Raw genomic sequence first — 26,348 nt, 5'->3', positions numbered from 1 at the left:
TCCTGTAGAAAAGATTAGTAGCTCTTGGCAAATATAGCCATATACCTGGCAGGTTTTCCACTTACCGGGTCAGTTTTTCCCTTTGCAGCTTCTTCTCCGCCGAATGGTAGTACTCGTATGGTCGCTTTGGTATCGGCCTTTATTCTGGCTTCGGTTTCAGCATCGCCGTCCCATGCCATCTCAGCAAAGCCAGCCTTTCCGCCGCTTTTGAACAGTTCGAGGAAATCGTCATAACTCTCAATGGTATGAGTATTCTCACTTCGGAACTTCAGGGCTTTCTGGAAGATATTATTCTGGATTTCCTCAAGCAGGGCAGTAATTCTGGAAGAGAGGCCGTCAGTCGATACGGTTTCTTTCTCCCCGGTATCCCGGCGGGCTATGACTACCTGATTATTCTCCATATCTCTCGGGCCGATTTCCAGTCTGATCGGTACGCCAAGCATTTCCCATTCAGCAAATCGCCAGCCAGGGCTGTTGTTGCTGTCGGTATCCACGGTATGACGAATGCTGCTGTCCAGCTGCTTCATTATATTATCGGTGTATGCGAGAATTTCCTCACGGTTGTTGTTTCGGAAAATCGGAACAGCAACTACCTGGTGAGGAGCAATTTTCGGCGGAAGAACGAGACCCTTGTCATCGCTGTGAGCCATTATCAGTGCACCTACCAGCCTGGTGGAAACCCCCCAGCTGCTCGCCCAGACCAGATCAAGCTCGCCTTCCTGGTTCTGGAAGGTAACATCAAATGCCTTGGCGAAGTTCTGTCCGAGAAAATGGCTGGTGCCTGCCTGCAGGGCCTTTCGATCCTGCATCATCGCTTCTATTGCATAGGTATCCACGGCTCCGGCAAACTTCTCGCTTTCGGATTTTCGCCCGGTCAGAACCGGAATTGCCAGATATTCCTCTGCGAATTTCTGGTAGATATTGAGTATTTTGAGTGTTTCTTCAACGGCTTCCTCACGGGTGGCATGGGCAGTGTGTCCCTCCTGCCACAGGAACTCTGTAGTACGCAGAAACAGGCGTGTCCGTTTTTCCCATCGCATTACGTTGGCCCATTGATTGATGAGCAGGGGAAGGTCACGGTAGCTCTGTATCCATTTCTTGTACATACTCCAGATTATGGTTTCACTTGTCGGCCGGATCACATAGGGTTCTTCCAGCTTTTCCCCTCCTCCGTGAGTGACGACTGCCAGTTCCGGTGCAAAACCTTCAACGTGTTCTTTTTCACGATTGATAAATTCCATTGGAATCAGTAGAGGGAAATATGCGTTTACATGTCCGGTTTCCTTGAACATCCCATCCAGTGTGGCCTGCATCCGTTCCCAGATAGCATAACCGCGCGGACGGATCACCATTGATCCCTTCACCGGACTGTAATCAGCCAGTTTTGCTTGAACAATTATGTCGATATACCAGTCCGAGTAATTTTCTGCACGGGGGGTAATTCGTTCTGCCATCGTACCTTCCTGTCGGCTAAGAGTATGGCGATTGTAGGTGCAGTACCGCTGAATGTCAATATTACTGCGGATGAGCAGGCTTCAGGCCGATATCCCGCAAGGCGAGCCCGGCTGCAATTCTGCCGCTCAAGGCAACCATCGGCATACCTCCACCAGGGTGCACGCTTCCTCCGCTGAAATACAGGCCCTGGTACCTTCGGCTGCGGTTTGAGTGCCGGGAGAAGGCAGCGGTTCTATTGTTGCTGGATATACCATATATACTTCCCTGACGGCTGCCTGTTCTGCGGAAAATATCTACGGGAGTAAGAACCTCTGCGCATTCAATGTAATCTTCGAGTCTGCAGTCAAGTTCCCTGGATAAGCGTTCCAGAATGTGTCGGTATACCTTTTGCGATAGAGCCTGCCAGTCCTGTCCACTGTCCGGTGAAGTGTTGACAAGTACAAACCAGTTTTCACCGCCCTCAGGTGCATCGGAAGAATCGATTTTTGAAGTAATATTTACATAGATAGTAGGATCCTCCGGGACTGTGTGACCATCGAAAATTTCACTGAACTCCCTTTCATAGTCAGCAGAAAAGAAAATATTGTTCAATCCGAGTTGGGGAAAATTCTGCTTGATACCAAGGTACCAGACTATGACTGATGAGGAGGGTTCCTGACGGAGGTATTTTCCGAGCTCAGGAGCCTGGTTGTCCTGCAGCAGTTTCTCATAACAATGCTGAACGTCTGTGTTGGTAATTACCAGTGAAGAAGGGTGAACCAAGGGGCCTGCAGCTGTGTTGAGTTCTACTCCACTGATTTTTCTTCGTCTTCCGTTCCGGCTGTAGAGAATGCGGGAAACAGGGCTGTTGTAATGAATGACGACTCCAAGTTTTTCTGCCTGTGCGAGTAATGCCTGAACAAGAGCATAGGTTCCGCCCTTGAGACTCATAGCTCCCTGAATGTTCTCTACATAGGAAATTATGTTCATGGTCGCTGGTGTCAGATATGGCGAGGATCCATTGTAGGTTGCATAGCGGTCAGCGAACTGCTGCATTCTTGGATCGCTGAAATAGCGGGCATTTGCTCCGTGCATCGATGACAAGGCGCGAATTCTGCCTATCCTGAAAAGATTGAGCCAGAAATCACTGCTCAGATATGTCCGGAAATCATGAAGGCTGTACCAGAGAAAGAGACGGTTCGTTATTCTATAGATCCTTCTGCAGTCCTTGAGATAGCGTTGTACCTCAAATGCGGGGGTGCCCAGACTTTCAGCGGCCGTGATCAAGGCCTCTTCACCGGCATAACTCTGCATCCTGCTTCCATCGGCCCAGTTGTAGCAGAAGGAAGGATCAGGCAGGACCGGATCAATCAGATCCTGCATGCTGCTGCCCAGCTCATGAAATATCTGCTGGAACACATCCTTCATGGTAAATACAGATGGGCCGGTGTCGAAGCGATAGCCCTTGAAGCGGAGGCTCTGGGCTTTTCCCCCGGCAGTGGATTGCTGCTCGAAGACCTGGACCTCAAGACCTGCTTTTGCGAGATAGCAGGCTGCAGTAAGTCCACCGATTCCTGCACCGATCACAACTGCGGATTCAATATGCTTTTTCATTATGCCCCCAGTGAAATGTATGCAGGCAGACGGACGCGGTCAATACCTGAATTCTATTCTATGAATGTCAGTGTATGAAAAAAAAGACATTTCGAACCAGAATATTATGATAGAAGCAGTTTGATTAGCCTTATCTTGTTTCATTATATTGATTTAATTAGATTTATGTCAGGATTCGAATATTGGCATGAATATTGCATGTATCTAAGTGGAAGGTAAAACTTATGCAGGCAACAATACAGACAGCAGCAGGAGACATGAAACATTCAGGCAGCATCGGTTTCTACGTTAATTCTGTAGGATTTGATCTGCAGCGTGAGCTGGTCAGAAAATCCATTCACGTACTTATTGCCTTTGTTCCTTCCATTGCCAGCATTATCGGTGTTGGTTTTGCCATTGCGCTGCTTTCTGCCGGGATAGTTGTGTACACGACAGCTGAATATCTTCGAACCCAGGGGCGAAGGGTATTTCTTATCTCCAGACTCACACAGATGGCTTCACGTGAGCGGGATTTCGGACATTTTGTTCTTGGACCGGTGTCCTTAGGTCTAGGTGCTATGCTGGCACTGCTTTTTTATCCCTATCCTGCTGCAGCCGTTGCCATTTATGCCCTTGCCTTCGGTGATGGTATTTCCAGTATTATCGGGAAACTCTTTGGCCGGATTCGTATTCCCGGTACTGGTGGTAAAACCATAGCCGGCAGTGCATCATGTTTTGCTGCAGTTTTTGTTGCTGCATATCCGATCGTACAGAATCCTGCACATGCGCTGGTTCTGGCTGCTACCGGAACATTCCTCGAGGTGCTTCCATCAAAGGATTTTGATAACATCCTGTTGCCGGTCGGTGTTGGTATGGCGGCTCAGCTTCTATTGATTCTCTGATTATTTCTTCGTACCATCTGCAAATCCACAGAACCTCAATTCCATAGATAACGCTGGTACTGCTCCGTCGAGAAGACGGCCAGTCCCGCCAGAAATACTATCATTCCGGCAGTGTACATTCCACTTGTTCCTGCAAAACTCAGCATCCGGCCGGTGATCATCAGAAAGCAGGCTGCAAGGAGTCTCCATCCTTCAAGGCTACGCTGTTGAATGAAGCCGCTGCCTCCAGCAAGAATTGCAAGGAAAGCTCCTCCGTAAAGAATCGGGTAAAAAGAAGAGCCAGCTGGAATCGAGAAGATGGTGAAACTGCCGGCTGTCTGGATCGGCAGTGCATAGGCAAAGAGCAATCCGACTATGAGCTGTGTCCATAGAATGTTGGCAATTTTGGAATACTGAATTCCCCCCGCGTACATGGAAATGAAGAAAAAACCGGTGATACCGGATATCTGCAGAAGCAGAAAGAGACGGGCTACAAGCTCATAATAGAGAAGGGCTTGCTGCAGCTCGTGGAAAAAAATAAATACTGTCGAGATGCTCTCCAGCCCGATCAGACAGGTCGAGAACAGTGTCAGAAACATTTCCGGAATTGAACTTTTTCTGAACAGCCGCAGTAGTAATACCTGTATCGGAATCATTACCGCCAGCCATACCAGGCGTGCAGTCAGACCGGAATAAATCCTGGACAGCTCTGTGTAGCTCTTGTCTATCATGGTTAATCCAATGATCAATCCGACAAGAATAGAAGCTTGAAGTAAAATCAGCGCTGTAATAGTATTTCGGCGTACCCTGAGTGTCATAGTCGTAATTGTAATGTAAAGAAGGAAAGCAAGAAAGATAAACAATAGAGGAAATTGCAAAATAACGTGCAATTTCCTCCTCGCATCAGTAGTGACTTCTCAAGTTGTTTTATATAAACAACTTGAGAAGTTATAATCTTGCGAATGCCCATGTAAATTGTAATTTTGCAAAAAGCTCAATAGGATTTAAAAAAGAAATCCTATAGATTTTCCACGGATGTTCGATAATTGAATCAGGGAGGTACCGTAATGAAACTATCCATCGCTGGCATTTTGTTACTCGTTTGCGGTCTGCTTTCAGCTGGGGATATTGCCGAGTTCCAGAACCTCGGTTTTTCTGATAATTCCCGGTACTTCGCATTCTCGCAGTTCGGTGTGCAGGAGAAAACTCTTTTTCCCTATGCTGATTTGTATGTCGTCGATGTTCCTGCAAATCGATTTGTTCCACAAGGTGTGCTGCGGCGTACAGTGGAACAGCTGATTACACCGGGAGCAAACGGAGCCGGTGCTATGCATCATCTGATTCGGGAGCATGACGCGATTCTGACTGAGCACGGCATTAAACATACAAACAAGGGACGGATTGTCTATGCAAGAATAGATGGTGAACCTTCACGGGATAAACTTGATTTCAGGGATTTCGAGACCGGTAATCGATTCCAGGTTGAACTCATTCAGAGCTTCAGTGGTGATAAGGCCGATGTCAAGGGGCGTTTTCATCTTGACGTACGCTTTGTCCCTGAATCCGGAAACAGCCGCCGTTTCACTGTTGGTCTTCCGGAGTTTGATCGCCCGGGTGTGCAGAGGTATCGTGTTCATCAGGCAGTTGTTTCTCCAGATGATGGATCGATTGTATTTGTAATCGAGATGCAGCGCTATGCCGAGAAGGGAATCGATCTGAGGTATATGGTCGAAACTCTTCGCTTTCGTTAAATTTACATGTAATGACCAGCAGAAACCCCGCGAAAGTATGGCGCTTTATGGATACAGGTCCCCTTCCGGGACCTCTTGCCATGGCAGTAGATGAGGCTTTGCTTCACTCTTATGAGAACCGTCCTGATTACCCCTTGCTGCGGTTTTATGGGTGGGATGGGGCGTCAGTTTCTATCGGAAGGTTTCAGAGTTTTGACGATGACATTTATCCACAGAACTGTGAGGCTTCAGGTATTCCGATGGTACGGCGTATTACCGGGGGGGGTGCCATTTTTCATGATCATGAGCTTACCTACAGCCTGGTTTGCTCACGTCATGATTTCGGCAATATGTCGGTCAAGGAATCATACAGGAAAATCTGCTCTTTTCTCCTTGAATACTACCGGAGCCTCGGTCTGGATGTGGAATATGCGGTGGATCGCAATGAAGCATCTGCTGAACTTGGTCGAAAGACCGTCCATTGTTTTGCCGGGACTGAGGCCTTTGATATCAGCCTCCGGTATCCGGATGGAACACTCCGAAAGCTGGGCGGCAATGCTCAGCGACGGATGGGCAGCATAGTTTTTCAGCATGGTTCGATTCCGTTACGCCTGGATATAGAGCAGCAGAAAAATCTGTTTGCCGAACATGCATTGCCGGATTCGCAAAATGTAACTGACTTGTATTCAGCGCTCGAAGAGTGTCCGGAATTTGACGGAACCTTTCCTTCCCGGGGTGAGTTGGTTGCAGGACTTCGCAGGAGTTTTGCTGAGTGTATGAATATTGAATGGCAGGATATCCCGATTACAGCTGTAGAACTGGCAGATGCCGATATTCTCGTCGATCAGAAATATGCCCGGAACTCATGGAATTATCATCTGGGGGGACGATAGTTTCTTTTGTCCTGTTACAGGTCATCGGGGTCAAGCTTGTGCAGCCAGCTGCCGCGTGAGAGCAGCAGGAATCCAATGGTCGCGGTCACAATATTGGATATGAACATAGCCCACCAGATACCGAGTTCACCAATACCTATAACAGCAATAAAAAATGCAGCCAGGGGAACCCTTAGTCCCCAGAGGCGGAGGATGTGCAGGAACATCACCGGTTTGGTATCGCCGCCGCCCTCGAATGCACCCGTGATTACGGTAAACATGGTAAAAGGAATAACTGACACCGATATTATCCTGAACATAATGGTCCCGATAGCGATTACTTCCGGATCATCCACGAAAAACCGGATAAATGAACTGCCGAAAATAAAGGTGCTGGTCATGCCGACACTAATAAAAGCCAGAATCGTAATGACAGACATCCGGACAATCCGCTTGGCGTCCTCTGGACGGCGTGCCCCGAGACTCTGCCCCACCATAGCAGCGGTGGCTCTGGAGAATCCCGCAGCCGGCATGCCAAAGAGACTGATGATTCTGCCCCCGATGCCGAAGGCTGCAACTACCGGTGTGCCAAGTCCGTTTACGACACCCTGAAGAACAGTAAAACCCAGACTGGATATTCCCTGTCCAAGGGATGAAGGAATAGCGATTCGCAGCAGAAGCTTCTGGGCTGCCAGCCTCGGCCGTAGATTACGAAACTTGAGCTGCATACCATGGCGGCCGCCGAGCAAAATCCAGATGGCGGCAGCAGATGCTAGGCCCTGGGATATTACCGTTGCAATAGCTGCACCGCGCACTTCAAGCCGGGGGAAGGGGCCGATTCCGTAAATCAGAAGTGGATCGAGGATTACGTTCAGCACGACACTGGCTCCCTTTACGAGAAGCGGTGTTATGCTGTTGCCGATGCCCTGTAGTGCTCCCTGCAGAAGGAAGGCAAAGAAAATGAATGGAATTCCTGTAAACACAATGCTCAGATACTGGTAGGTGTATTCAAAGGCATCTTCGGGTACCCGCATCAGGGTCAGAATCGGGCGGGCAAAGAGATTTCCGAAGACTGCAGCCATTACTGCAATCAGAATGCCGCTGAATACCATCTGCCCCAGGTAGAAGTTCACCTTGGTCTGGTTGTTCTGTCCCTTTGACTGTGCGATCAGGGTGGTGCCGGCCGTCGAAAATGCCATGCCGAAGACCACAACGAACATAACCAGATTCATGGAGATTGCCGGAGCTGATACTGCGGCAGCCCCGAGCTTACCCAAAAAGTATGCGTCTGCAAGGTTGTAGAGCATCTGCAGGAGGTTGGCTGCCATAATAGGAACTGCCAGCCTCACCAGCCGCGGGTACAGACTGTGGTGATCAGGGGTAATAGTGGACATAGTTTCTCCGCTGCCAGGATAAATGTATTAAATATACAGAACTGCTGAATGGAATTACAGTGCTTTCATTTTAAGGGAAATCTCAGTATATTATGCATGAAAATATATGAGAAGGGGAGTAATCCATGATTATAGGGGTTCTCAAAGAGACTGCAGCCAATGAGCGGCGTGTAGCTCTGGTTCCTGCGCATTTACCTGGACTGATAAAGGCTGGTGCCAGCCTGCTTGTGGAATCAGGAGCAGGTGTTGCTGCAGGATATCCGGATGAACAGTATCGTGACAAGGGAGCAGAAATTGCTGCCACTGCCGCGGATATAGCCAAAAAAGCTGATGTGCTGCTGATGGTGCAGTCTGGAGCTTCACGGCCGGATCTTCCTGATCTTGCCCGGAAAGGACAGACCGTAATCGGTATGATGGATCCATACCAGCCTGCTGATGTCTTCAGTGCATTCGTCAAGAACGGCGTTACTGCGCTTTCCATGGAGCTTATGCCGCGCATCACCCGTGCCCAGAGTATGGATGTGCTTTCATCCATGGCAAACCTGGCCGGATACAAGGCAGGTCTGCTGGCTGCTGATAATCTTCCGAAAATGTTTCCGATGATGATGACTGCCGCCGGAACACTTACTCCGGCCAAGGTATTTGTGGTCGGTGTCGGAGTTGCCGGTCTGCAGGCTATTGCAACAACCAAACGGCTCGGGGCAGTTGTAAGTGCCTATGATATACGACCTGCGGTCAAGGATCAGGTTCTGAGTCTTGGTGCAAAGTTTGTCGAGATGGAGCTCGAGGCAGATTCTGCTGAAGACAGCGGTGGTTATGCCCGGGAAATGAACGAGGATTTTTACCGCAAGCAGCGTGAGCTCATGCTCTCTGTTATTGCCGAAAGCGATGTCGTAATAACGACCGCAGCGATCCCGGGCAAGAAGTCACCAGTACTGGTCACCACAGAGATGGTAGAGGCTATGGCGCCAGGTTCCGTAATAATCGACCTTGCTGTTGAACGTGGTGGAAATGTCGAGCCTTCAAAGGCCGGAGAGACCGTTGATCATAAGGGTGTACAGATTATCGGGCCGGAAAATATTGCTTCCAGTCTGAGCTTTCATGCCAGTCAGCTGTACTCAAAAAACATTACAACCTATCTGCAGCTGCTCATAAACAAGGAAAGCGGAGAGCTCAAGTTCGATATGGAAGATGAAATTATGCAGGCGACAGTTGTTACCCATGAAGGTTCCGTGCCGAATGAAAGAACCAGGGAATGGCTGGGGCTTTAGCCTGCTCCAGGGAAAAGATTAATCAGGAGAATTACATGACAGAAGCAATGATATTTATTCAGGTGCTCACCATTTTTGTACTGGCAGTTTTTGTCGGCTTTGAGGTTATTACCAAAGTTCCGCCAATCCTGCATACCCCGCTGATGTCGGGATCCAATGCCATATCCGGCATAACAATTATTGGTGCACTTATTTCGCTGGGGTTCGAGTCAGAGATGCTGACCATGGGACTTGGTATGGCAGCGCTCTTTTTTGCCACCATTAACGTCGTCGGCGGGTTTGTTGTTACCCACCGGATGCTCAAGAAATTCAAGAAAAAGGACTAAGCCATGGATTTACAGATTATCGCAAACCTCGGGTATGTAGTCGCGGCGGTCTTTTTTATTGTCGGACTGAAGCGCATGTCTCACCCCAGAACTGCAGTGCAGGGAAACCTGCTTGGTGCCCTGGGTATGTTCCTCGCAGTTGTTGTCACCCTGCTCAACCAGGGGATTCTCAATATTGAATGGATTCTGATCGGCATTGCTGCCGGTACCCTGGTTGGAACCGTGCTGGCCCTCAAAATCCAGATGACAGCCATGCCTCAGCTGGTTGGTCTCTTCAACGGTTTTGGTGGTATTGCCTCGGTTCTGGTTGCTGCTGCTGCCCTCTATATTGAGCTTGGTCTCGAAGGAGCCGCTGTGGCTCAGGATTACCAGTTCACCATTTCCATAGCTGCTTCCGGTGTTATCGGTGCCATTACCTTTTTCGGTAGTGTTATCGCATTCGGCAAACTGCAGGGTATCGTAACCGAGAAGCCTGTACGTTATCCCGGTGAGCAGGTCGTAAAGGTATTGCTGCTCGCTGGTTCTATTGTCATGGGTGTGCTTATCGTGCTGGATCCTTCAGTAACCATGTACTACTGGATTATGGCAGCTATAGCCGGTGCATTGGGTCTCATGCTGGTACTACCGATTGGCGGCGCTGACATGCCCATAGTAATTGCTCTTCTTAACTCCTATTCCGGTATCGCTGCCGCAGCGACAGGTTTTGTGTTGACCAATACGATCCTTATCGTTGCCGGTTCTCTGGTTGGTGCATCCGGAATCATACTTACCCGGATTATGTGTAAGGCAATGAACCGCTCTCTTGCTAATGTCCTTTTTGGCGGCGTTGGTGCAGTGGTCAAGACTGAAGGTGGAAGCGACATTTATACCGGTAAGGTTACCAGCACCAGCCCGGATGAGGTCGCCATGATTCTCAAATCTGCACAGCGTGTAGTATTTGTACCAGGATACGGAATGGCTGTTGCCCGGGCTCAAACCGCGGTACGACAGATTACTGAAATGATGGAGAAGGAAGGCATAGAAGTCGTTTTCGGAATTCATCCGGTTGCCGGACGCATGCCCGGTCACATGAATGTCCTGCTGGCAGAGGAAAACATAAGCTATGACAAGCTGCTGGAAATGGATCAGGTTAATCCGACTTTTGCTGCTACTGACGTGGTAATTGTCCTTGGAGCCAATGACGTTGTAAACCCGGTCGCTCGTGAGCCGAAGGGCAACCCGATTGCTGGTATGCCGATTCTCGATGTCGACCAGGCCCGCACCGTCGTGGTAATCAAGCGGAGCCTCAGTCCCGGATTTGCCGGAATCGACAACCCCCTGTTCGCTGCCGACAATACCCTCATGCTCTTTGGTGATGGTAAAAAGGTCATGGATGAACTTGTAGTGGCCTACAAGGAAGTCTGATTTTCCGGATAGCTGATTTTATTTTGATTGAATTGAGCCCCCTTCTGTTGCGTGCAGAAGGGGGTTTCTTTTTTGCTGCTCAAGATGCAGGTATCAGCGGTTTTTCTTCCGGTTTCCGATTGAACCAAGATCCAGGGCAAGGAACATTCGGAAGCGATCATCAAGCCTGTATGTACCGCCCAGCCTGAACAAGGCACCGAATCCGTCGTTGAAGCGGGTGCCTAGGCCTATGGTTGTGGTCCAGTGACTGAAATCAGTAAACTTATACAGATCATCATAATCCGGAAGGACGGTTCCCTGCGATGCATGCAGCAGTACAAATGTGGGAAAGTCGGTTGCTCTGAATGCATCATTCAGCTGGTATTTCAGTTCGATTCCAATTCCGGCAATATGGCTTCCGATCCGTTCCTGGACTTCCAGTGGTCCGGGAAAAAACTGTCTGTCAGAGAGACGGGGTTTATGATACAGGGGTGCTGCCCCTGCAGCATCGGCCTGAGCGCTGAAATCGCTTCCTGCTTTTGCCCAGAGAGCAAAAGAAAAGGGAATGCTGAGGTCAGGTAGTATGAATCCTTCGATATTCAACACCCGGAAAACTGCAGCAGATCCCGATTGCACAAACGATTGATCATAGCGGGCTTGTACCGAATACCCGACTGTTGGAAGTACAGGTGAATCCAGGCGGTAGGTTGAGAGCAGAATACTCCCTATCAGGGCTGTGTTCTGCGCTTCTCCGGAAGGAATTATCGGATCCAGAGCGGCCTTCACCCACTGGTAACGGATTCCTGTTGTTATCTCAAGCCAGGTAACAGGGCTCGCTCCTAGATTAACGCCCAGCTCAACGGTTCCTGTCTGCTGAAGGAAGATTCCGGAGGTGTTGTTGAAATATGCTTCAGTGCTCTGACGGGCCATGGCGAAGCCCTCAATGAATAAATCCGTTCCGATTGGCTGTAGCAGAATAAGTTCTACGGCAGGTGAATCGAGAATTCCTGCGTTTACCATCAGTCTGGAATGCTCTGTCAAAAGGCTGCGGAACACCATGCTGAAGGAAAGGCCTGCACTGCTCAGGCTTGAGCCCGAATATGTAGATTCATAATCAAAACCAAGGCGGAGAGAATGACCGGGTGCCTTCCGTTTCTGTAGTCTGACTGTCAGCACCGGACCGTTTTCTTCATTTGTCCGCTGAAGCCGGATGTACTCGTAGCTTCCACTGGCCTCGAGTGTTGCAATTGCTTTTTCCAGCTCCTCGGGAACCAGGGTATTACCGACAAAAGGCGCAAACAGTATCCGGACACTGTCGCGATCATTCCGGCTGCCTCCAGTTATATCAATCCTCGAAATCGGAGTCTGATCATCCTGTCGCAAATCAGCGGAGTAGTCGGACAATGAACCCAGTTTCGATTTCAAGAGTGCGAACTCCATCCGCATTTCATTTGCTCTGTTTTTTCCCAGGGCAATAATCTCGACTGCATTCTTATAATCAGTAGTCTCGTAGCGGCTTACATCTACCTTTACAATGAGGTCGGCATCGCTCAATTGCCTCTGAACATTGGAGAGAACCATTATGTCCACCGCGCGGGTTAGAGTTTCCAGAGGATTCCTGTTCAGGGATTCGGGATCAAATGGGATGTCCCGGCTGAGATGAACTGCAATGATCAGATCAGCTCCAAGATCTCTAGCAACATCGACAGCCAGATTGTCAACGACAAAGCCGTCAATAAGGTATCGGCCGTCTATAATGAATGGGGCGAGGACGCCTGGTATGCCCATGCTGGCACGCATGGCATCCGAAAGAGATCCCTGGCCGATTACTACGCGTTCTCCCGTCGCCATGTCGGTCGTGACAGCGCGAAATCTCCGCGGCATGCGATCGAAATCCGTCGGAAAGGCTGCATCCAGTGTCAGACGATCAAGGTAGTAGAGCATTTTCCGTCCGGTTAGCAGGCTGCCCGGAACCTGGAATCCCGAGAGATCAAAGTCGAGACTCGCAAAGTAGCTGGACTGGTCGATTCTGTCCAGGTAGCGTTCATCTATATTTGCGATCTGCTCTGCAAAAACATCGTCCCAGTTAATGCTCAGGGTAATCTCTTCCAGACGACTGGAGTCATATCCCATGGCATAAAAACCGCCTACAGTGGCTCCCATACTGGTGCCGACGACCAGGTCAATGGGAATTCCGAGCTCTTCAATTATCTTGATTACCCCTATGTGGGCAAAACCGAGAGCACCTCCACCTTCAAGAACCAGAGCGACAGTTGGGCGTGAATCCTGATCAGAATCACGGGCCCACAGAGATTCAGAAGGGCCAAGCAGGCACATTAGTGCCAGAAATATCGATAGCAGCGTGTTATTCTTCATTTCCTTACACCTTGAATGAGTATTTAACTAAGTTAGTTATATGGATGCGTCTTCGTCTGTGCGCTAGCGCACAGAGTATGTAATTAACTAGGAGGTTTATTTGTCTGATGATAACCCGGCTGAAAGGCCTGATCCCCGGGAGAACCGTTTACTTGCTGTTCTGAAGGATGCTGATTATCAGAGAATCTCACCGAACCTGGAACTGGTCCCCTTACCACTCGGTCATATTCTGAGCGAATCCGGCGGCGAAATGGATTGGGTCTATTTTCCAACCAACTCCATTGTTTCACTGTTAAATGTCATGGAGAATGGTTCATCCGCAGAGATTGCGGTTGTCGGGAATGAAGGGGTAGTTGGAATAGCCTTGATCCTGGGTGGGCAGACCATGCCGAGTCGGGCAGTGGTGCAGAGTGCGGGCCAGGCCTATCGTTTGAAGGGAGCTCTGCTCACGCAGGAATTCAACCGCTCAGGTGCCGTACAGCATCTGCTGCTGCGTTATACCCTGGCACTGTTCAGTCAGATGGCGCAAACAGCAGTCTGCAACAGACATCATAGCGTGGATCAGCAGCTGTGCCGCTGGCTCCTGCTCAGTTTGGATCGGCTGAAGGGCAACGAACTGAAAATGACCCAGGAGCTGATTGCGGATATGCTGGGTGTAAGGCGGGAGGGAGTGACTGAGGCTGCCGGCAAAATACAGAAAGCTGGATTGATAAAATATAATCGAGGTCATATTACTGTTCTGGACAGACCAGGTCTGGAAGCCCGGGTATGTGAATGCTATAAGGTGGTTAAGGCTGAATTTCTCAGGCTCCTCCCTGATTTAACCGAGACATAGTATGTTTCAGTTCCGTCTTCTCACTTCGAATACACTGCCTTCTCTGACATATCCCTGTTTACGGTAGTACTCGTCGACGTCTGACATGACATAGACGATGCATTCCGGGTAATCACTGTACAGACACTCCATGAGCTGAGAGCCTATGTTTTTACCTCGATGTTTCGGCATGACCAGCAGATCGCAGACATAAATGTAGAACCCGCAGTCGTCAATCGAGCGGGAATACCCGCAGAGTTCCTCCCCTTCGTAAGCAACCACAGTAATTGAGTTCTCCAGAGCGGCCCTGTAGCGTGGCGAATTTTCAGGGGCTGAATAGCAGGACCAGTCTTCACCCTCATCCTCAATCATCCTCATGAGTTTGTCTTCATCCCGGTTTTTGTTGTATCTTTTAATTTCCATGCTGCTATTTCTCCTTTGGGGAGTGTAGTTCACGGGAGAATGGCTGTCAAATTATGTGTTCTTAATGCGATCGTATTAATTTGCTCGCACTGCAGGAGGTTGAAGATGCACCCGGATATCCAGAAATACAATGAAGCTCTTGAGCCAGATGATCGGGAAATATGCCGGTTACTGGCGGAGGAGATCGACAGGAATCTACCAGAAGCAGAGAGTAAGGTGTGGCATGCTCATCCCGTCTGGTTTCTGAAGAAAAATCCAATCGTTGGATACAGCAAGCAAAAACCGGGGATCCGTTTGATGTTCTGGAGTGGTGCAGATTTCGGCGAAGAGCACCTGAATGTGGTCGGTAAAAAATTCAAGGATGCCTCGGTGTTCTATAATGAGATCAGTGAAATAGATATCAACTTTCTACAGCGCTGTCTTGATAAAGCCTGTGAGATTCAATGGGATTACCGGAATCTTGTCAGGAGGAAGGGAAAACTCGAGAAATTATAGTCCAGTGGGAAAATCATGGTATACTCTCTTCCACAGGAGACTTTATGACAGCAGTTTACATTATTGCAGCAGCAATCGTGCTCTGTCTGGTATACATATTCTGCGCCGGGTCAGGATTGAGCAGGGATGACAAGGCAATTATAGATGAAGTGCTGGAGTCCGAGCTCCCGGAACTGATTACGGGAACCACCGGCTATGCCGAATCAGATTCAGTTAAAATCTGGTATGAGCTGATCAGGTCTGATGTTCCAGTCAGAGGCACAGTCTGTCTCCTTATGTCTATGGCAGGAGATTCCTTTTTGTGGCCGCCATCCTTCATTGGTGCATTTACTGATTCAGGATTCCAGGTTCTGCGCTTTGATTACAGAGGGACGGGAATGTCAGACTGGATGAAGGACTGGAGCAAAAAGAATGCTTACTCTCTGGGGGATATGGCCAGGGATACTATTTCTGTACTCGATGCAGCGGGGATATCAGAAGCCCATGTATTCGGTATGTCCCTAGGTGGAATGCTGGCTCAGGAGCTTGCAATCGGTTTTCCCGATCGTATTAAATCACTGACACTAATGATGACAAGTGCGAATCCCATGGATGCAGAACTGCCGGGTCCTTCTTCCCTGTATCTGTTCAAGTCAATGTTCAAAGGGCTGCCCTTTCTGAGATACCGAATAATTGGTGGTGAAAAGAACCTGATAAAAGAGCGGATTGCCAATATGCTCATGGCAGTGGGAAGAGAGCATTTTGATATACGTGAAACTGCCGAGCAGGTACTCTATGATATTCGGAAGCGAAAAGGAATAAATATGAAGGCGGTCTTTCAGCATCAGAAGGCGGTGGTTCTTTCAGGATCAAGATACAGCCGTCTGGAAAAGCTGGAAATGCCGGTTCTTATTATTCATGGTACCGAGGACAGGATGCTCCCGTATGAGCACGGGCAGAAACTGCATGAATTATTACCTGGTTCCAGGCTTCTTACCCTGGAAGGTGTTGGTCATGTAATTCCTGTCCCGGGAATGGAAACTATGATGCAGCAGGTAATTGAACATTTGGCCGCTGAGTGAGAGCATATAATTGTTGTAATGGAAGGGTATTGATTTGAAGACGAGTATCATGAAGCGGCTTATTAGATTCTGGTGCATCATGTCGCTCCTGTTATCGATTCTGACTACGGGGACTTTTGCATTTGGAATTGAGTTCGAGCCGATCGAGAATTTAATGAGCGTGGAAAAGCTGGAGTTACCGGATGGATCGCGTATTGTCACTCGCCCGGCGTACTCCAGCGTAGAAACAGGTCATCAGATCGAGCGTATTCGTATTCTGGAGGAGATTTCACTAGGGTTCGTGAGTGTCAACGGCGAGGAGCTCCGGTGCCAATTCCAGATTGTTCGAAACGATGCCGGGAATCTTGTGCGGATCATTGGTAAGGTGGAAGGAGGCCGGTTCTGGATAGACTTCATCCCCATTACCGAAGGAAATTACTATTACGAGTATGCACTTACGAATGGCCTGCCTTTTGAGTCAACCGTGCCCGGGGATGTTTCGGATATTTTGGTCTACTCAGGTATCGCAAGAGTAGTGCCTTAGGGTTTGAATTCGACGAGCTACTACGGTGGTCAGCGCTGATCAATGATCCTTTCACCTTTCTCCGGAATCGTTAGTACTCATAGCTGTCTGCCCCGCTTTTTTAAATTATGTTCTTACTGTACCCGTACCCGCTTACGGAAATACACCAGCAGGCAGCTCAAAATTTCAAGTATATATATGATTATGAAGACCATATTTATGGATTGGAGGACGCGATGACCCCTGGCAATTTCACCACGGGTGTAGACCACAATAGGCTGTTTCCACTGGATCATGGAGATTGTTTCATTCAGGTGGAGGTAGCTGTTCTCTCCGCTGGGATCAGTGGAACGGTGTCTTTCATGAATCATTGACTCATCCTGATCGACCTGAACTCTCTGTATCGCAATATCCCCTTCAAACCGGCGATTGTATTCTGTTGGTGTTTCTGCGAAATCCTTGAAATCATCGAAACTTTCGAAGTATATGCCTTCTGCAAAGTAAGCAGGTCCGGTGCTGCCGTTTATTCCGATCTGTATAAGAAACGTGATCCCGATCATAAGAATTGCACCGATGAAAAGTCGTTTTTTATGAGTGTAATTGATTCTGATTCCTGCGGTGGTTTTCTCCCCGATCAGAACCTCTTTGTTGTGCAGAATAAATCTATCGGCAAACAGTGAAACGATTACACAGAGAAGATAGGCCAGTGACAACATTGCCGGCAGCACTGCAAGCCATGAACTGAAGTTAAGGATTGAGGATGGAAGAGAACTGTCCCTGATTACAAGCAGGGGAAGGCTGATACAGAGGGTAAAAATATTTACATATGCGACTTTCATGCTCAGCCGGTACACTGTTTTACGGTAGTCCTGCAGCTGTTTTCCTTCAAAATCATGATCCTCTACCATGGATATAGCGCGGGTTGTGAAAATTGCCTGGTTTATTATGCTGGCGGTGTAGAACAAAAGGCTTAATCCAAAACCGAGTACTGCTTTGTAGAATCCGTACCCACTTATAAATAAGGCAATGAGTCCTACGATAGATAGTCCGAATGAGATAAAAGTGGCTGTTCTGAATCCAGTTAACTGATTATTAAGCAGATAGCGGAGCTGTTTCTCCGGCTTTCGTACATCATTGTTCTGGTTCTCATTCTGATTCATAGAGCTGCGTTCACCGCGAAGAAGTTCATCTGAAGTGATGCCGAATATTTCTGCAATGACAGGAATCTGGATTATGTCCGGAGCGCATTCATCGCGCTCCCATCTGCTGATGGCTTTGTTTGATACGTTCAGCTTGTCAGCGAGATCTTGTTGGGTCATTCCATTTGCTTTGCGCAGCGCGGCCAGAAAGCTTCCAATTGTCTTCTTCTGCATGATATGTCTCCTGTGCTTATGTGTGATATTCTACATCTGCGTCAGAGAGAATCACAGCCCGCAGACCGTGATTCTGTCTCGGAAAGCGGGAATTTGCTATGAAGTTGGTATTGATGAAATGATTTCCTTGCCTGGAACAGGTCTTCCGAAGTAGTAGCCCTGGAGGTGATCACAGCCCATTGCTGTCATGATCTGCAGCTGGTCTTCTGTTTCTATTCCCTCGGCAGTAATCCTCTTGTTTAGATGCTTGAACAGCTGAACGCTTGCTTCGAGCAGCTTGCGGTCTCTTTCGTTCGAGAGACCGTTCTGGATGATTTTTTTGTCGAGTTTTATAGCTGTAAAGGGTAGACTGATGAGCTGACGCAGATCCGTGAAACCGGATCCGTAGTCATCCAGGGCAAAATTGACCCCAATACCAGTCAGTAGTTCCATGTTGATTTTCAGATTGGTTCCGGCTGCAACTGCGGTTGTTTCTGTTATCTCCAGGCAGAGGTTTTCCGGTTCAAATCCATGGTCTTTCAGTACTTGCAGAACAAGCCGGGGCCAGTCGAGCTCGAGACTGAGCGAGGGGAGCATACGGATCTGCAGCTGGCAGTCATGTCTGTTCTGGAGCTGATTGTGAGCAAACCAGCCGACAGCTTTTTCGATCATGAGCAGCCCTAAGCGTAGACCGAGTCCGCTTTTTTCAGCGATCTTTATGATTTCACTTTGATGTATCTGTTCTCCGGTATCAAGCTGCAGACTGAGCAGTGCTTCAATCCCGGATATTATGGATTTGTCGGCTGAGTAGATAGCCTGATACTTCAGCTCCGGAGTGGAGGCATCCAGCATTCGACGAATGGTGTCGGCTATAGTCGCTTCCCGCTGATATTTATTCAGTACAAAGTCTCGTGCATAGAAAATGTGCCGGTTTCCGGATTGCTCTGACTGGTTCACGAATTGACCGGTTAAATCTACAAGTCCGGTTAAATTGTCTACATCTTCAGGACAGTGAATCATGCATTGCCGGGCAGGAATCTGGATATTCATGGTGCTGAATGTCCAGAGTTTGCGGCTTTGGTCGGCTAACTCTATAGCTACATTACCGGCATTGCCTGAATCCTTTGATCCTTCAATAATTACGGCATAAAGTCCGTTGTCCAGAATACAGAGCAGATTATACTTCCCGCATATTTCCTTGAGTCCCCTGGAGTATATTGAACTTATTTCCCGATGATTTTCATAATTTACCAGCCCGTGCAGACTGGAGAGAAAAGGTGACCAATGAAATATGACAGTGAACAAGCGCTGATGATCGAAATATTCCTCTAGAAATGAGTTGAATGCTTCTCTGTTATACAGGCCTGTTTGACCATCTTTCAGCTCGTCAACGTTCTGTATAGTAAGGAGAATAAACAGCATGCTTATGGAGGTTGCGAATATTTCCAGGACAAGTCCTTCCACGGAATTCTGGATAATAATCCCGAGGACGGGCAGGAGAATAGCTCCTGCATAGGTGAGTTTGTGCAGTCCTGAAATACGGTTTTTCCGCAGGAAGATACTCCATATAATAATGAACAGATAGATAAGGCTTGTGAGATAAAGCAGTGGGAGCAGGGGACCATGCTGATATATGGAATTCTGATCAATATAAAAAATACTGTTGTGGAGGAAATTCGTTGTAATGAGTCCCATAGAGAAGATCCATGGCAGAAGAAAAACAACTTTCTGGCGTCTACTGGAGAGGCTGATTGAGCTGATGCTGAACAGGTAGCCTGCAATGCAAATCGAAACTGAATTATGAATGAAGTAAAATATATAAATACTCAGTAGAACAGCGAAATGGCTGGCATCCGGTAAGGAATTTATGTAGAGCGAGCTGATAACTCCGGTTATACTGCTGCCGATCAGAGCATATATTACCAGAATAAAATGTCTGCTCTGAATAGATGCGGTTCTCTTCTGCTTATAGTAGATATACAATGTTATGAGAGACAGAATTACTGCGACAATATCAAAATGTATTATGTACATGACGGGCCTTTCGATTTTATGAAGCGGAGGAAGTCCCCGGCAGGAAGCGGTTTTGAATAATAGTAGCCCTGAATCTGTTCAACTCCCAGCTGTTGAAGAAGCTGCAGTTCGTCGAGCTGCTCAACCCCTTCTGCTATCATTGGTATGTCCATTTTCCGGAACATAGCGATAATACTTTCAAGTCCTACTCTACCCTGTATGGTCTCGTGCATGCCCTGGATGAGACTTCTGTCCAGTTTGACTACAGTAAAAGGAATTCCCATAATGGTGTAGAGATTTGAGTGACCGGTACCGAAATCATCAATTGCTATGCTGAATCCAGCCTCTGATAGAGAAGCAAGGTTACGTTTCATTACAGCCGGTGACTGAGCAGCTGCGGTTTCGGTTATTTCCAGCTGAATATCTGTCGGCTGGAGACCATGAATCCTGACTATGCTCAGCATTCTTTCACAGATATTGCTCTGCAGGCATTGCAGGCTTGAAAGATTTACATCCATACAGTCCAGGTTGTAGCCGGCTGAGCGTAATTCCGAGAAAAAGGCACAGCTCGCATTCATGACATAATCACCAATACGATGAATGGATCCGTCCTGCTCTGCAATCGGGATAAACTCTGCAGGAGATATCCAGCCGAGATTATTGTCATGCAGGCGTATGAGGGCTTCAGCGGAGGAAATTCTGCTGTTGCTTCCGGTTGTGATAATCGGCTGGAAATAGACTTCGAACTGTTTTTTTTCCAGGGAGCTGCGGATAATACGTGAAATCTCCAGCCGGCGTTCACTGTATTCCAGTGATAAATCAGAGAGTTCCAGTATTCTGTTGGCCGGCAGGGATCTGCTCATTTGATCCAGCGCTACCTGTACCTGGAAAATGGTCTGGATATCCTCCGTATCTTTCGGTATACAGAGTTCACAGATATGGGCAGACAGACTTGATGAGTGAGCTAAGATCTGTGGAGTAGCGGAAAGCTGATGCAGAAGCCGGGTTCGCTCTGCATCAAGCTGAACAGAGTTCATATCGGTAATAGTGAGGGCAAACTGCCTGTTTCCCAGTGTCGCTCCGAAATAGTTGGCCTTCAGTGGGGTGAATAGCTTCCCTCGTATCGCCTTGCTTAAATTTATTCTGTAATCAAAAGATCCGATCCGGATTACAAATATATGGATGCTGTGTCGCTTACGCAGCAGCAGTTCGAGTTGTGTAATCAGTCCTTCCCGGTTAAAGAGTCCGCTGTTCCGGTCGATGTAGGCGCTGAAGTCAAATATAGTCAAGAGAATGAAAAGTTCGGATAGTGCAATTCCTAGATTCTGGATGAGTAGTTCAGGAAAAAAATACTGGATAAAGGTAGGAATAATGGTAACCGGTAGAAAAAGCGACATCGAAAGGAGGGTGTCCTTGTCCATACGCTTCCGGTCATATATCAGGAAGGCCATCCCGAATATTACATAGCCCAGAACAACAGCATAGAGTGCATTGAGTCCCGGACCCCTTACATATTGTCCGTAGATATCAAAATGAAAGACGAGGTGGGTAAAAGGATTGGTCATAATTAGGAGCATGCTGAATGCCCAGGGTATGCCGAGAAATGTGAGTGTTCTTTTCGGGAAATCAAAAAGACGGCCGCTGATCGAAAGGACGAACAGAAGGAAGACTGGTGCAATGCTGTTCTGAAGCAGGTAGAAGATCGAATTCAGGAAAAAGACTGTAGGCAGCAGTTCATTCCGGCCACTGATAAACATGCTGATGTTGATGACATCAATCAGCGCAGCACTCATGCTGATTAAAATCAACGCGAAAAAAATCCTGACCTGGCTTGTATACAGATAGCGCCTGTATACAAGCAGTAGTAGATTAAGAACATGAATTATCAGTGCTGCAATATCAAAATAGAAAATACCCACATCTTATAATAGTACCTTTTTTCAGATCCGTGGGTATTTTTTGTTTCTTGCTTCTAATTCAGCAATACCTGATCAGTTACATTTGGAACAGCACATGCATACCAAGTAAGCCTGAGCTTTTTTCTATCCGGACTCTGTTTTCGTTTATATCCAGAGCCATAATGTACGATGATCCTATCATGAGTTCACCCAAGCGGACATCTACACCAAGCTTGCTGTTCAGCCCCGCTTGTGCAGCCCGGTTATCACCGATGTTAGCAGTAAAGTTTGGACCTGCTCCTAATGATAAGGTAACTATGCTTATGTCCAGCGCAGCTCCTAAATCCAGATAGATATCCAGACTGTCAACTTCTCCGACCGAATAGAGCAATAAGGCGTCGGCCTGAAACCAATCAACACGGATCCTTGCATTTCCACCAAAACTGAATTGATTAACATTGAGTTCGTCAATATTAATCTCCTGTCCAACCAGTACCGGTGATTTCAGGAATACAGCCGGGCCGATGCTCATTTGAGCAAAGGCTGCCGCCGGCAGTAAAACCGACAGGAAAAGAATAACAAATACTTTCTTCATAACTTTTTCTCCTTGTATCAAGATAACTACAAGGTATCTATGTTCAGGATGCGTGGTCTGTTCGCAAGGGCACATAGGGAGACGGCTTTTTTTCGTTAATTCCAGGATTGTGTGATATTATTTCTTCATGAAAAACACTGGGAAAGTTGATCTCAAGCTCGAAAAAATTCCCTCAAGTAAAGCCTCACTGGAGCTTGTTCTGCTCGCTGATCCTTCCGAGGAAAAGGTTGCCTCGTACCTGCCCGATTCGGATTGCTTTGCAGGCTTCATCGAAAACAGGATGGTTGCTGTCTGCCTGGTGCAGCCTCGCGGGGAAGCTGTGTTTGAGCTTATGAGTATTGCAGTGCAGGAGGAGTTCCAGAAATCGGGCATCGGGAGCCGCTTGCTGGCATGGGTGCTGGAGTTTTACCGTGGAAATGGTGCACGGCGCCTGGAGCTGGGGACTGGTACGTTTGGGTATCAGCTTGCATTCTATCAGCGACAGGGTTTCCGGGTTACCGAAATCGATCGGGATTTTTTTACGAATAATTACGACGAGCCTATTTTTGAGAATGGTATTCAATTAAGGGACATGTTGAGACTGTCCATTGATTTTCAGGAGGAGAAGGAACATGACAAAGTCTGATATCGCGGCGGAAAGGTTTTCGGATGGGTATAATTGCGCTCAGTCAGTGATATATGCATTCAACGACAGAATCATGCTTGATACCGATACTGCCATGAAGGTTTCATGCTGCTTCGGTGCCGGTATGGGTCGTCAGGGAGAGGTCTGTGGAGCTGTAACTGGCGGAATTATGCTGTTGGGACTCATGAAGGGTCGAGGTGAAGGTCAGGACAGATCCGCAGCTGAGCCGGCATATGCCATGACGCGTAACTTTATGGAAAACTTCAGGGACAAGCATGGCAGCTATATCTGCAGAGAATTGCTTGAGGGCTGCGATCTGACTACTGAATCCGGTTGGGCAGAATTCAATCAGAATGATCTTAAAAGCAGGATCTGCGAGCCTTGTGTACGCGATGTAGTTCAGATGCTGGAAGATATGCTTTCGTCATGAATGAACTTCTCACTTATAATCTGTGGTTGAGGGAGTTTGCTCGCATTCAGGGAGAAATAGCCGATATCTGTTATTACAGTATCCTCAGGTCGGAGTACGATCTTTAGCAAGAGTTCCATGAATTGCCAGCAGATTCATGTACCGACCCTTGTCGGCAGCAATCATGCCGCGGTCTTCAATGGCATATTCATTGCCAGTTTCGAGCCAGTCTGCCCAGGCTTGATTGAAACACTGCATTTCCTGTATCCATGATATTTCCAGCTGATTTGATTTTTCGAGGGTGCTTTGCCACCAGGCCGCTGTCTGCCAGGTTGCGAGTGCCTCTTCCGGCCAGAATGCCTTCATTTCCGGTGGAATATTGCTGTGTACCTCGTGTTTCATACCGGGTACAGCAATTGCAATCGGGGCGCCTGGCTTGAGATGCTTTGACAGGTGTGCATCAAAATAGCTTTCGTTGCTGCCAAAATAATGATAGGCATCTACACTGATCATGGCATCGAAGTACTGCTCTGCAAATGGGAGAGCCATGGCATCTGCTTGTATTGGAATTATCCGAGTATCCAGTCCCTGCATTCTGAAGCGTTCAAAATTTTCGGCTGCCGGGATCCATAGATCAACTGCAAACACCTGTACTCCGAACTTCTGAGCCAGGAATATGGATGTCAGGCCTTTGCCGCAGCCCAGGTCAAGGACCTTCATCCCGGGTTTCAGTGCTACTGTTTCAAGCAGCTCGGATATAATCCGTACACTGTTTGGTCCCATGAGATTATTGTAGATAAATCCGGAATCAAGGTTGCTTGTTTTTTCCAGGTTCATTTATTTTCTCCTGCTGTGCTTCTGGCCCCATTCATGCATGGCGTTCAGAATCGGCCGTAGGGTCTCACCATATTCAGTGATGCTGTATTCAACTTTCGGAGGAACCTGAGGATATACCTTGCGGGAAACGATACCTTCGGCTTCCAGTTCACGTAGCTGGGAAGTCAGCATTTTCTGGGTAATTCCAGGTATCCGCCGTTTCAGCTCACTGAAACGGAGTATTGGCTCCGACAATAACTGGAGAAGAATTACCAGATTCCATTTCCCTGATAGTACGCTGAGAGCATCATGTATCTGGCATTGTGCTGGTACAATATCTGACATAGTAACTCCACGGTATCTTTTTAGATACTATAGCACATATATGTGCGTACTTCCCGTTTTAGGGGGCATGTTTGTATATTTGCCTCATGGAACAAAAACAACAAGTAGAATTACAAAATCCGGACAGGCAGCTGTCCGGTCTCGAGTTCGGGCTCTACACATTAGGTGATCATCTTCATGACCCGGGTACTGGCAGCAGAATTTCCGCAGAACAGAGAATCAGGGAGATAATTGAGCTGGCAAAGCTTGCTGATGAGGCTGGAATTGATTTTTTCAGTGTCGGCGAAAGCCATCAGGAGGGTTTTGCCACTCAGGCTCATGCTGTGGTGCTGGCGGCAATTGCCCAGGCTACACAGCGAATCAGGGTTGCGAGTACCTCGACTATTATAAGTACATCAGATCCCGTCAGGGTTTTCGAGAATTTCGCCACAATCGATTTGATATCCGGCGGACGTGCTGAAATTGTTGCTGGCCGGGCCTCCAGAATCGGTTTGTTTGAGCTTCTGGGTTTTGACGTGCGGGATTACGAGGAGTTGTTCGAAGAAAAGTTCGAGCTTCTGCTGAAAATCAATCAGGAAGAAAGTGTTACCTGGGAAGGGAAATTCCGGGCTCCCCTGAAGAATGCCAGGGTTCTTCCGCGTCCGGTGCAGGAGCGGCTGCCGATCTGGCGGGCAGTTGGCGGAAGTCTTTCCAGTGCTGTGCGGGCCGGGCGCTTTGGTGTTCCGATTGTGCTGGCTCACCTCGGGGGACCGGCAAGTGTCTTCAAACGGATTATAGATGCCTATCGTGAAACCGCTGTAGAGTACGGCCATGATCCTGCGCAGCTTCCGGTGGCGACTGCCGGATTCTTCAATGCTGCCGAAACAAGCCAGCAGGCCTTACGTGAGCTGTACCCGCATATCAACGAAGGTATGATAATAACCAATGGTCAGGGCTTTCCCAAGCAGGCATTCGCCCAGGGGGCCGATCCGCATAGTGTCATCAATGTGGGCAGCCCGCAGGAGATTATCGAGAAAATCCTTTATCAGCATGAGATGTTCGGAAACCAGCGCTACATTGCACAGATGGATTTCGGAGGAGTTCCCTTTGACCGCTTACGAAGGAATATTGATACCATCGGCAGTGAGATTCTTCCTGCCCTGCGGAAATATACCCGGCAGGAAGCTGTATGAAAATTATGGTACTGTCCGGTTCAGTTGCCGGAAACAAGACCCGTGCCGCTGCAGTTTATGCCGTGAACCGGCTCCTGGAGCACAACAGCGAGCATGAAGCAAGGCTGCTTGATCTCGCTGAATATTCACTTGAGTACAGCGATGGTAGAAATTACCTGGATTACAGCGGTGATACCGGACATGTGGTCAGGGAAATTATGGCTGCTGATATTCTGATTGTGGCTTCGCCGATTTTTCAGGCGTCAATGCCCGGAGCCTTGAAGAATGTACTTGATCTGCTTCCGACCGATGCTCTCAGGGATAAAATCGTAGCTCTGATTGTTACTGCTGGTTCTCAGCGTCACAACTTCATACCCGAAACGATGTTCAAACCGATTTTCGGGTATCTTAAGGCTCATATGGTCGAAAGCTATGTGTTCATAGAGGACCGTGACTTCCAGAACAGCCAGATTGCCAATGATGATGTTTTTTTCCGCATTCAGCGCCTGATCGAAGACGCTCTGACTCTGGCAGATGTTTATGCTGCAGTCAGAAATATAAAGGATGAGGCATATGGTTTTTGAAGTTC

26 protein-coding genes are annotated in these 26,348 nt (G+C 48.1%); 14 read left to right on the top strand and 12 right to left on the bottom strand.

All coding sequences use genetic code 11. The features are described 5' to 3' along the window. Positions 1-14 precede the first annotated feature (14 nt). Positions 15-1,454, bottom strand: a complete 1,440-nt coding sequence (gene proS / locus ACYQ2L_RS05060) for a proline--tRNA ligase (protein ID WP_460051910.1) — start codon at positions 1,452-1,454, stop codon at positions 15-17. A 61-nt stretch (positions 1,455-1,515) separates the two neighbouring features. Next, positions 1,516-3,048, bottom strand: coding sequence for a phytoene desaturase family protein (locus ACYQ2L_RS05055; protein WP_460051906.1), 1,533 nt, complete (start codon positions 3,046-3,048; stop codon positions 1,516-1,518). Positions 3,049-3,272: 224 nt separating this feature from the next. Here ACYQ2L_RS05055 and ACYQ2L_RS05050 point away from each other — a divergent pair, with 224 nt between their 5' ends. After that, on the top strand, positions 3,273-3,929 hold the full coding sequence (locus ACYQ2L_RS05050) for a diacylglycerol/polyprenol kinase family protein (RefSeq protein ID WP_460051903.1): 657 nt from the start codon (positions 3,273-3,275) through the stop codon (positions 3,927-3,929). Between the two features lie 35 nt (positions 3,930-3,964). Here the strand turns inward: ACYQ2L_RS05050 and ACYQ2L_RS05045 are convergent, their stop codons facing one another. Continuing rightward, positions 3,965-4,726 (bottom strand): hypothetical protein, encoded by a 762-nt coding sequence (locus tag ACYQ2L_RS05045; RefSeq protein ID WP_460051900.1) that lies wholly within the window; start codon positions 4,724-4,726, stop codon positions 3,965-3,967. A 249-nt stretch (positions 4,727-4,975) separates the two neighbouring features. Between ACYQ2L_RS05045 and ACYQ2L_RS05040 the strand changes: the two genes are divergently transcribed. After that, on the top strand, positions 4,976-5,659 hold the full coding sequence (locus tag ACYQ2L_RS05040) for a DUF2259 domain-containing protein (RefSeq protein ID WP_460051896.1): 684 nt from the start codon (positions 4,976-4,978) through the stop codon (positions 5,657-5,659). An 11-nt stretch (positions 5,660-5,670) separates the two neighbouring features. Then, on the top strand, positions 5,671-6,531 hold the full coding sequence (locus ACYQ2L_RS05035; protein WP_460051894.1) for a lipoate--protein ligase family protein: 861 nt from the start codon (positions 5,671-5,673) through the stop codon (positions 6,529-6,531). Between the two features lie 14 nt (positions 6,532-6,545). On the opposite strand, the gene ACYQ2L_RS05030 is transcribed toward ACYQ2L_RS05035, so the two are convergent. Beyond that, a complete protein-coding gene (locus ACYQ2L_RS05030) occupies positions 6,546-7,904 on the bottom strand; it encodes an MATE family efflux transporter (RefSeq protein ID WP_460051892.1) in 1,359 nt (452 codons plus the stop codon). Between the two features lie 125 nt (positions 7,905-8,029). On the opposite strand from ACYQ2L_RS05030, the gene ACYQ2L_RS05025 reads away from it, so the two are divergent. From ACYQ2L_RS05025 to ACYQ2L_RS05015, 3 genes are read left to right on the top strand one after another with little or no spacing between them, the layout of a single operon-like run. After that, positions 8,030-9,175 carry a Re/Si-specific NAD(P)(+) transhydrogenase subunit alpha gene (locus tag ACYQ2L_RS05025; RefSeq protein WP_460051889.1) on the top strand — a complete coding sequence of 382 codons (1,146 nt, stop codon included), beginning with the start codon at positions 8,030-8,032 and terminating at the stop codon, positions 9,173-9,175. A gap of 35 nt (positions 9,176-9,210) precedes the next feature. Continuing rightward, positions 9,211-9,501, top strand: a complete 291-nt coding sequence (locus ACYQ2L_RS05020) for an NAD(P) transhydrogenase subunit alpha part 2 (RefSeq protein ID WP_460051886.1) — start codon at positions 9,211-9,213, stop codon at positions 9,499-9,501. 3 nt (positions 9,502-9,504) lie between these two features. Further along, positions 9,505-10,905 (top strand): NAD(P)(+) transhydrogenase (Re/Si-specific) subunit beta, encoded by a 1,401-nt coding sequence (locus ACYQ2L_RS05015; protein ID WP_460051883.1) that lies wholly within the window; start codon positions 9,505-9,507, stop codon positions 10,903-10,905. Positions 10,906-10,998: 93 nt separating this feature from the next. Here ACYQ2L_RS05015 and ACYQ2L_RS05010 read toward each other — a convergent pair whose 3' ends face one another. Beyond that, on the bottom strand, positions 10,999-13,260 hold the full coding sequence (locus ACYQ2L_RS05010; RefSeq protein WP_460051879.1) for a patatin-like phospholipase family protein: 2,262 nt from the start codon (positions 13,258-13,260) through the stop codon (positions 10,999-11,001). Positions 13,261-13,360: 100 nt separating this feature from the next. Here ACYQ2L_RS05010 and ACYQ2L_RS05005 point away from each other — a divergent pair, with 100 nt between their 5' ends. Further along, positions 13,361-14,095, top strand: a complete 735-nt coding sequence (locus ACYQ2L_RS05005) for a Crp/Fnr family transcriptional regulator (RefSeq protein ID WP_460051876.1) — start codon at positions 13,361-13,363, stop codon at positions 14,093-14,095. 6 nt (positions 14,096-14,101) lie between these two features. On the opposite strand, the gene ACYQ2L_RS05000 is transcribed toward ACYQ2L_RS05005, so the two are convergent. Then, on the bottom strand, positions 14,102-14,497 hold the full coding sequence (locus tag ACYQ2L_RS05000; RefSeq protein ID WP_460051872.1) for a GNAT family N-acetyltransferase: 396 nt from the start codon (positions 14,495-14,497) through the stop codon (positions 14,102-14,104). A gap of 105 nt (positions 14,498-14,602) precedes the next feature. Between ACYQ2L_RS05000 and ACYQ2L_RS04995 the strand changes: the two genes are divergently transcribed. The 3 genes from ACYQ2L_RS04995 to ACYQ2L_RS04985 all read left to right on the top strand — a co-directional run bounded on the left by ACYQ2L_RS04995 (position 14,603) and on the right by ACYQ2L_RS04985 (position 16,576). After that, on the top strand, positions 14,603-14,992 hold the full coding sequence (locus ACYQ2L_RS04995; protein ID WP_460051869.1) for a DUF1801 domain-containing protein: 390 nt from the start codon (positions 14,603-14,605) through the stop codon (positions 14,990-14,992). Positions 14,993-15,036: 44 nt separating this feature from the next. Then, complete coding sequence (locus ACYQ2L_RS04990) at positions 15,037-16,053, top strand: alpha/beta fold hydrolase (RefSeq protein WP_460051867.1); 1,017 nt, start codon at positions 15,037-15,039, stop codon at positions 16,051-16,053. A gap of 79 nt (positions 16,054-16,132) precedes the next feature. After that, entirely contained in the window at positions 16,133-16,576 is a 444-nt protein-coding gene (locus ACYQ2L_RS04985; protein WP_460051864.1) for a hypothetical protein, read from the top strand. Between the two features lie 113 nt (positions 16,577-16,689). Here ACYQ2L_RS04985 and ACYQ2L_RS04980 read toward each other — a convergent pair whose 3' ends face one another. The 4 genes from ACYQ2L_RS04980 to ACYQ2L_RS04965 all read right to left on the bottom strand — a co-directional run bounded on the left by ACYQ2L_RS04980 (position 16,690) and on the right by ACYQ2L_RS04965 (position 22,413). Then, the gene (locus ACYQ2L_RS04980) at positions 16,690-17,928 is read right to left on the bottom strand and encodes a helix-turn-helix domain-containing protein (protein WP_460051862.1); all 1,239 of its coding nucleotides are present in this window, start codon (positions 17,926-17,928) and stop codon (positions 16,690-16,692) included. 96 nt (positions 17,929-18,024) lie between these two features. After that, on the bottom strand, positions 18,025-19,941 hold the full coding sequence (locus ACYQ2L_RS04975; protein WP_460051860.1) for an EAL domain-containing protein: 1,917 nt from the start codon (positions 19,939-19,941) through the stop codon (positions 18,025-18,027). Then, the gene (locus ACYQ2L_RS04970) at positions 19,932-21,839 is read right to left on the bottom strand and encodes an EAL domain-containing protein (protein ID WP_460051857.1); all 1,908 of its coding nucleotides are present in this window, start codon (positions 21,837-21,839) and stop codon (positions 19,932-19,934) included. The genes ACYQ2L_RS04975 and ACYQ2L_RS04970 overlap by 10 nt, the downstream gene beginning before the upstream one ends. Positions 21,840-21,915: 76 nt before the next feature. Beyond that, on the bottom strand, positions 21,916-22,413 hold the full coding sequence (locus ACYQ2L_RS04965; protein WP_460051853.1) for a hypothetical protein: 498 nt from the start codon (positions 22,411-22,413) through the stop codon (positions 21,916-21,918). A gap of 127 nt (positions 22,414-22,540) precedes the next feature. Between ACYQ2L_RS04965 and ACYQ2L_RS04960 the strand changes: the two genes are divergently transcribed. Together ACYQ2L_RS04960 and ACYQ2L_RS04955 are read left to right on the top strand one after the other, a co-directional pair. Then, the gene (locus tag ACYQ2L_RS04960; protein ID WP_460051850.1) at positions 22,541-23,038 is read left to right on the top strand and encodes a GNAT family N-acetyltransferase; all 498 of its coding nucleotides are present in this window, start codon (positions 22,541-22,543) and stop codon (positions 23,036-23,038) included. Next, positions 23,025-23,468: a C-GCAxxG-C-C family protein gene (locus tag ACYQ2L_RS04955; protein WP_460051847.1), complete on the top strand. Its 444-nt coding sequence runs from the start codon at positions 23,025-23,027 to the stop codon at positions 23,466-23,468. Before ACYQ2L_RS04960 ends, ACYQ2L_RS04955 begins: the two co-directional genes overlap by 14 nt. Before the next feature lie 84 nt (positions 23,469-23,552). Here the strand turns inward: ACYQ2L_RS04955 and ACYQ2L_RS04950 are convergent, their stop codons facing one another. Both ACYQ2L_RS04950 and ACYQ2L_RS04945 read right to left on the bottom strand, forming a co-directional pair. Beyond that, positions 23,553-24,284, bottom strand: a complete 732-nt coding sequence (locus tag ACYQ2L_RS04950) for an SAM-dependent methyltransferase (RefSeq protein WP_460051843.1) — start codon at positions 24,282-24,284, stop codon at positions 23,553-23,555. Continuing rightward, positions 24,285-24,608 (bottom strand): winged helix-turn-helix transcriptional regulator, encoded by a 324-nt coding sequence (locus ACYQ2L_RS04945; RefSeq protein WP_460051839.1) that lies wholly within the window; start codon positions 24,606-24,608, stop codon positions 24,285-24,287. A gap of 86 nt (positions 24,609-24,694) precedes the next feature. On the opposite strand from ACYQ2L_RS04945, the gene ACYQ2L_RS04940 reads away from it, so the two are divergent. Beyond that, positions 24,695-25,780, top strand: coding sequence for an LLM class flavin-dependent oxidoreductase (locus tag ACYQ2L_RS04940; protein ID WP_460051836.1), 1,086 nt, complete (start codon positions 24,695-24,697; stop codon positions 25,778-25,780). Beyond that, positions 25,777-26,343 carry an NADPH-dependent FMN reductase gene (locus ACYQ2L_RS04935; RefSeq protein WP_460051833.1) on the top strand — a complete coding sequence of 189 codons (567 nt, stop codon included), beginning with the start codon at positions 25,777-25,779 and terminating at the stop codon, positions 26,341-26,343. The genes ACYQ2L_RS04940 and ACYQ2L_RS04935 overlap by 4 nt, the downstream gene beginning before the upstream one ends. Positions 26,344-26,348 lie beyond the last annotated feature (5 nt).

Source organism: Spirochaeta dissipatitropha, assembly GCF_054657935.1.
The sequence above is the reverse complement of the archived record's forward strand: the minus strand, read 5'-3'. Positions and strand labels throughout refer to the sequence as shown.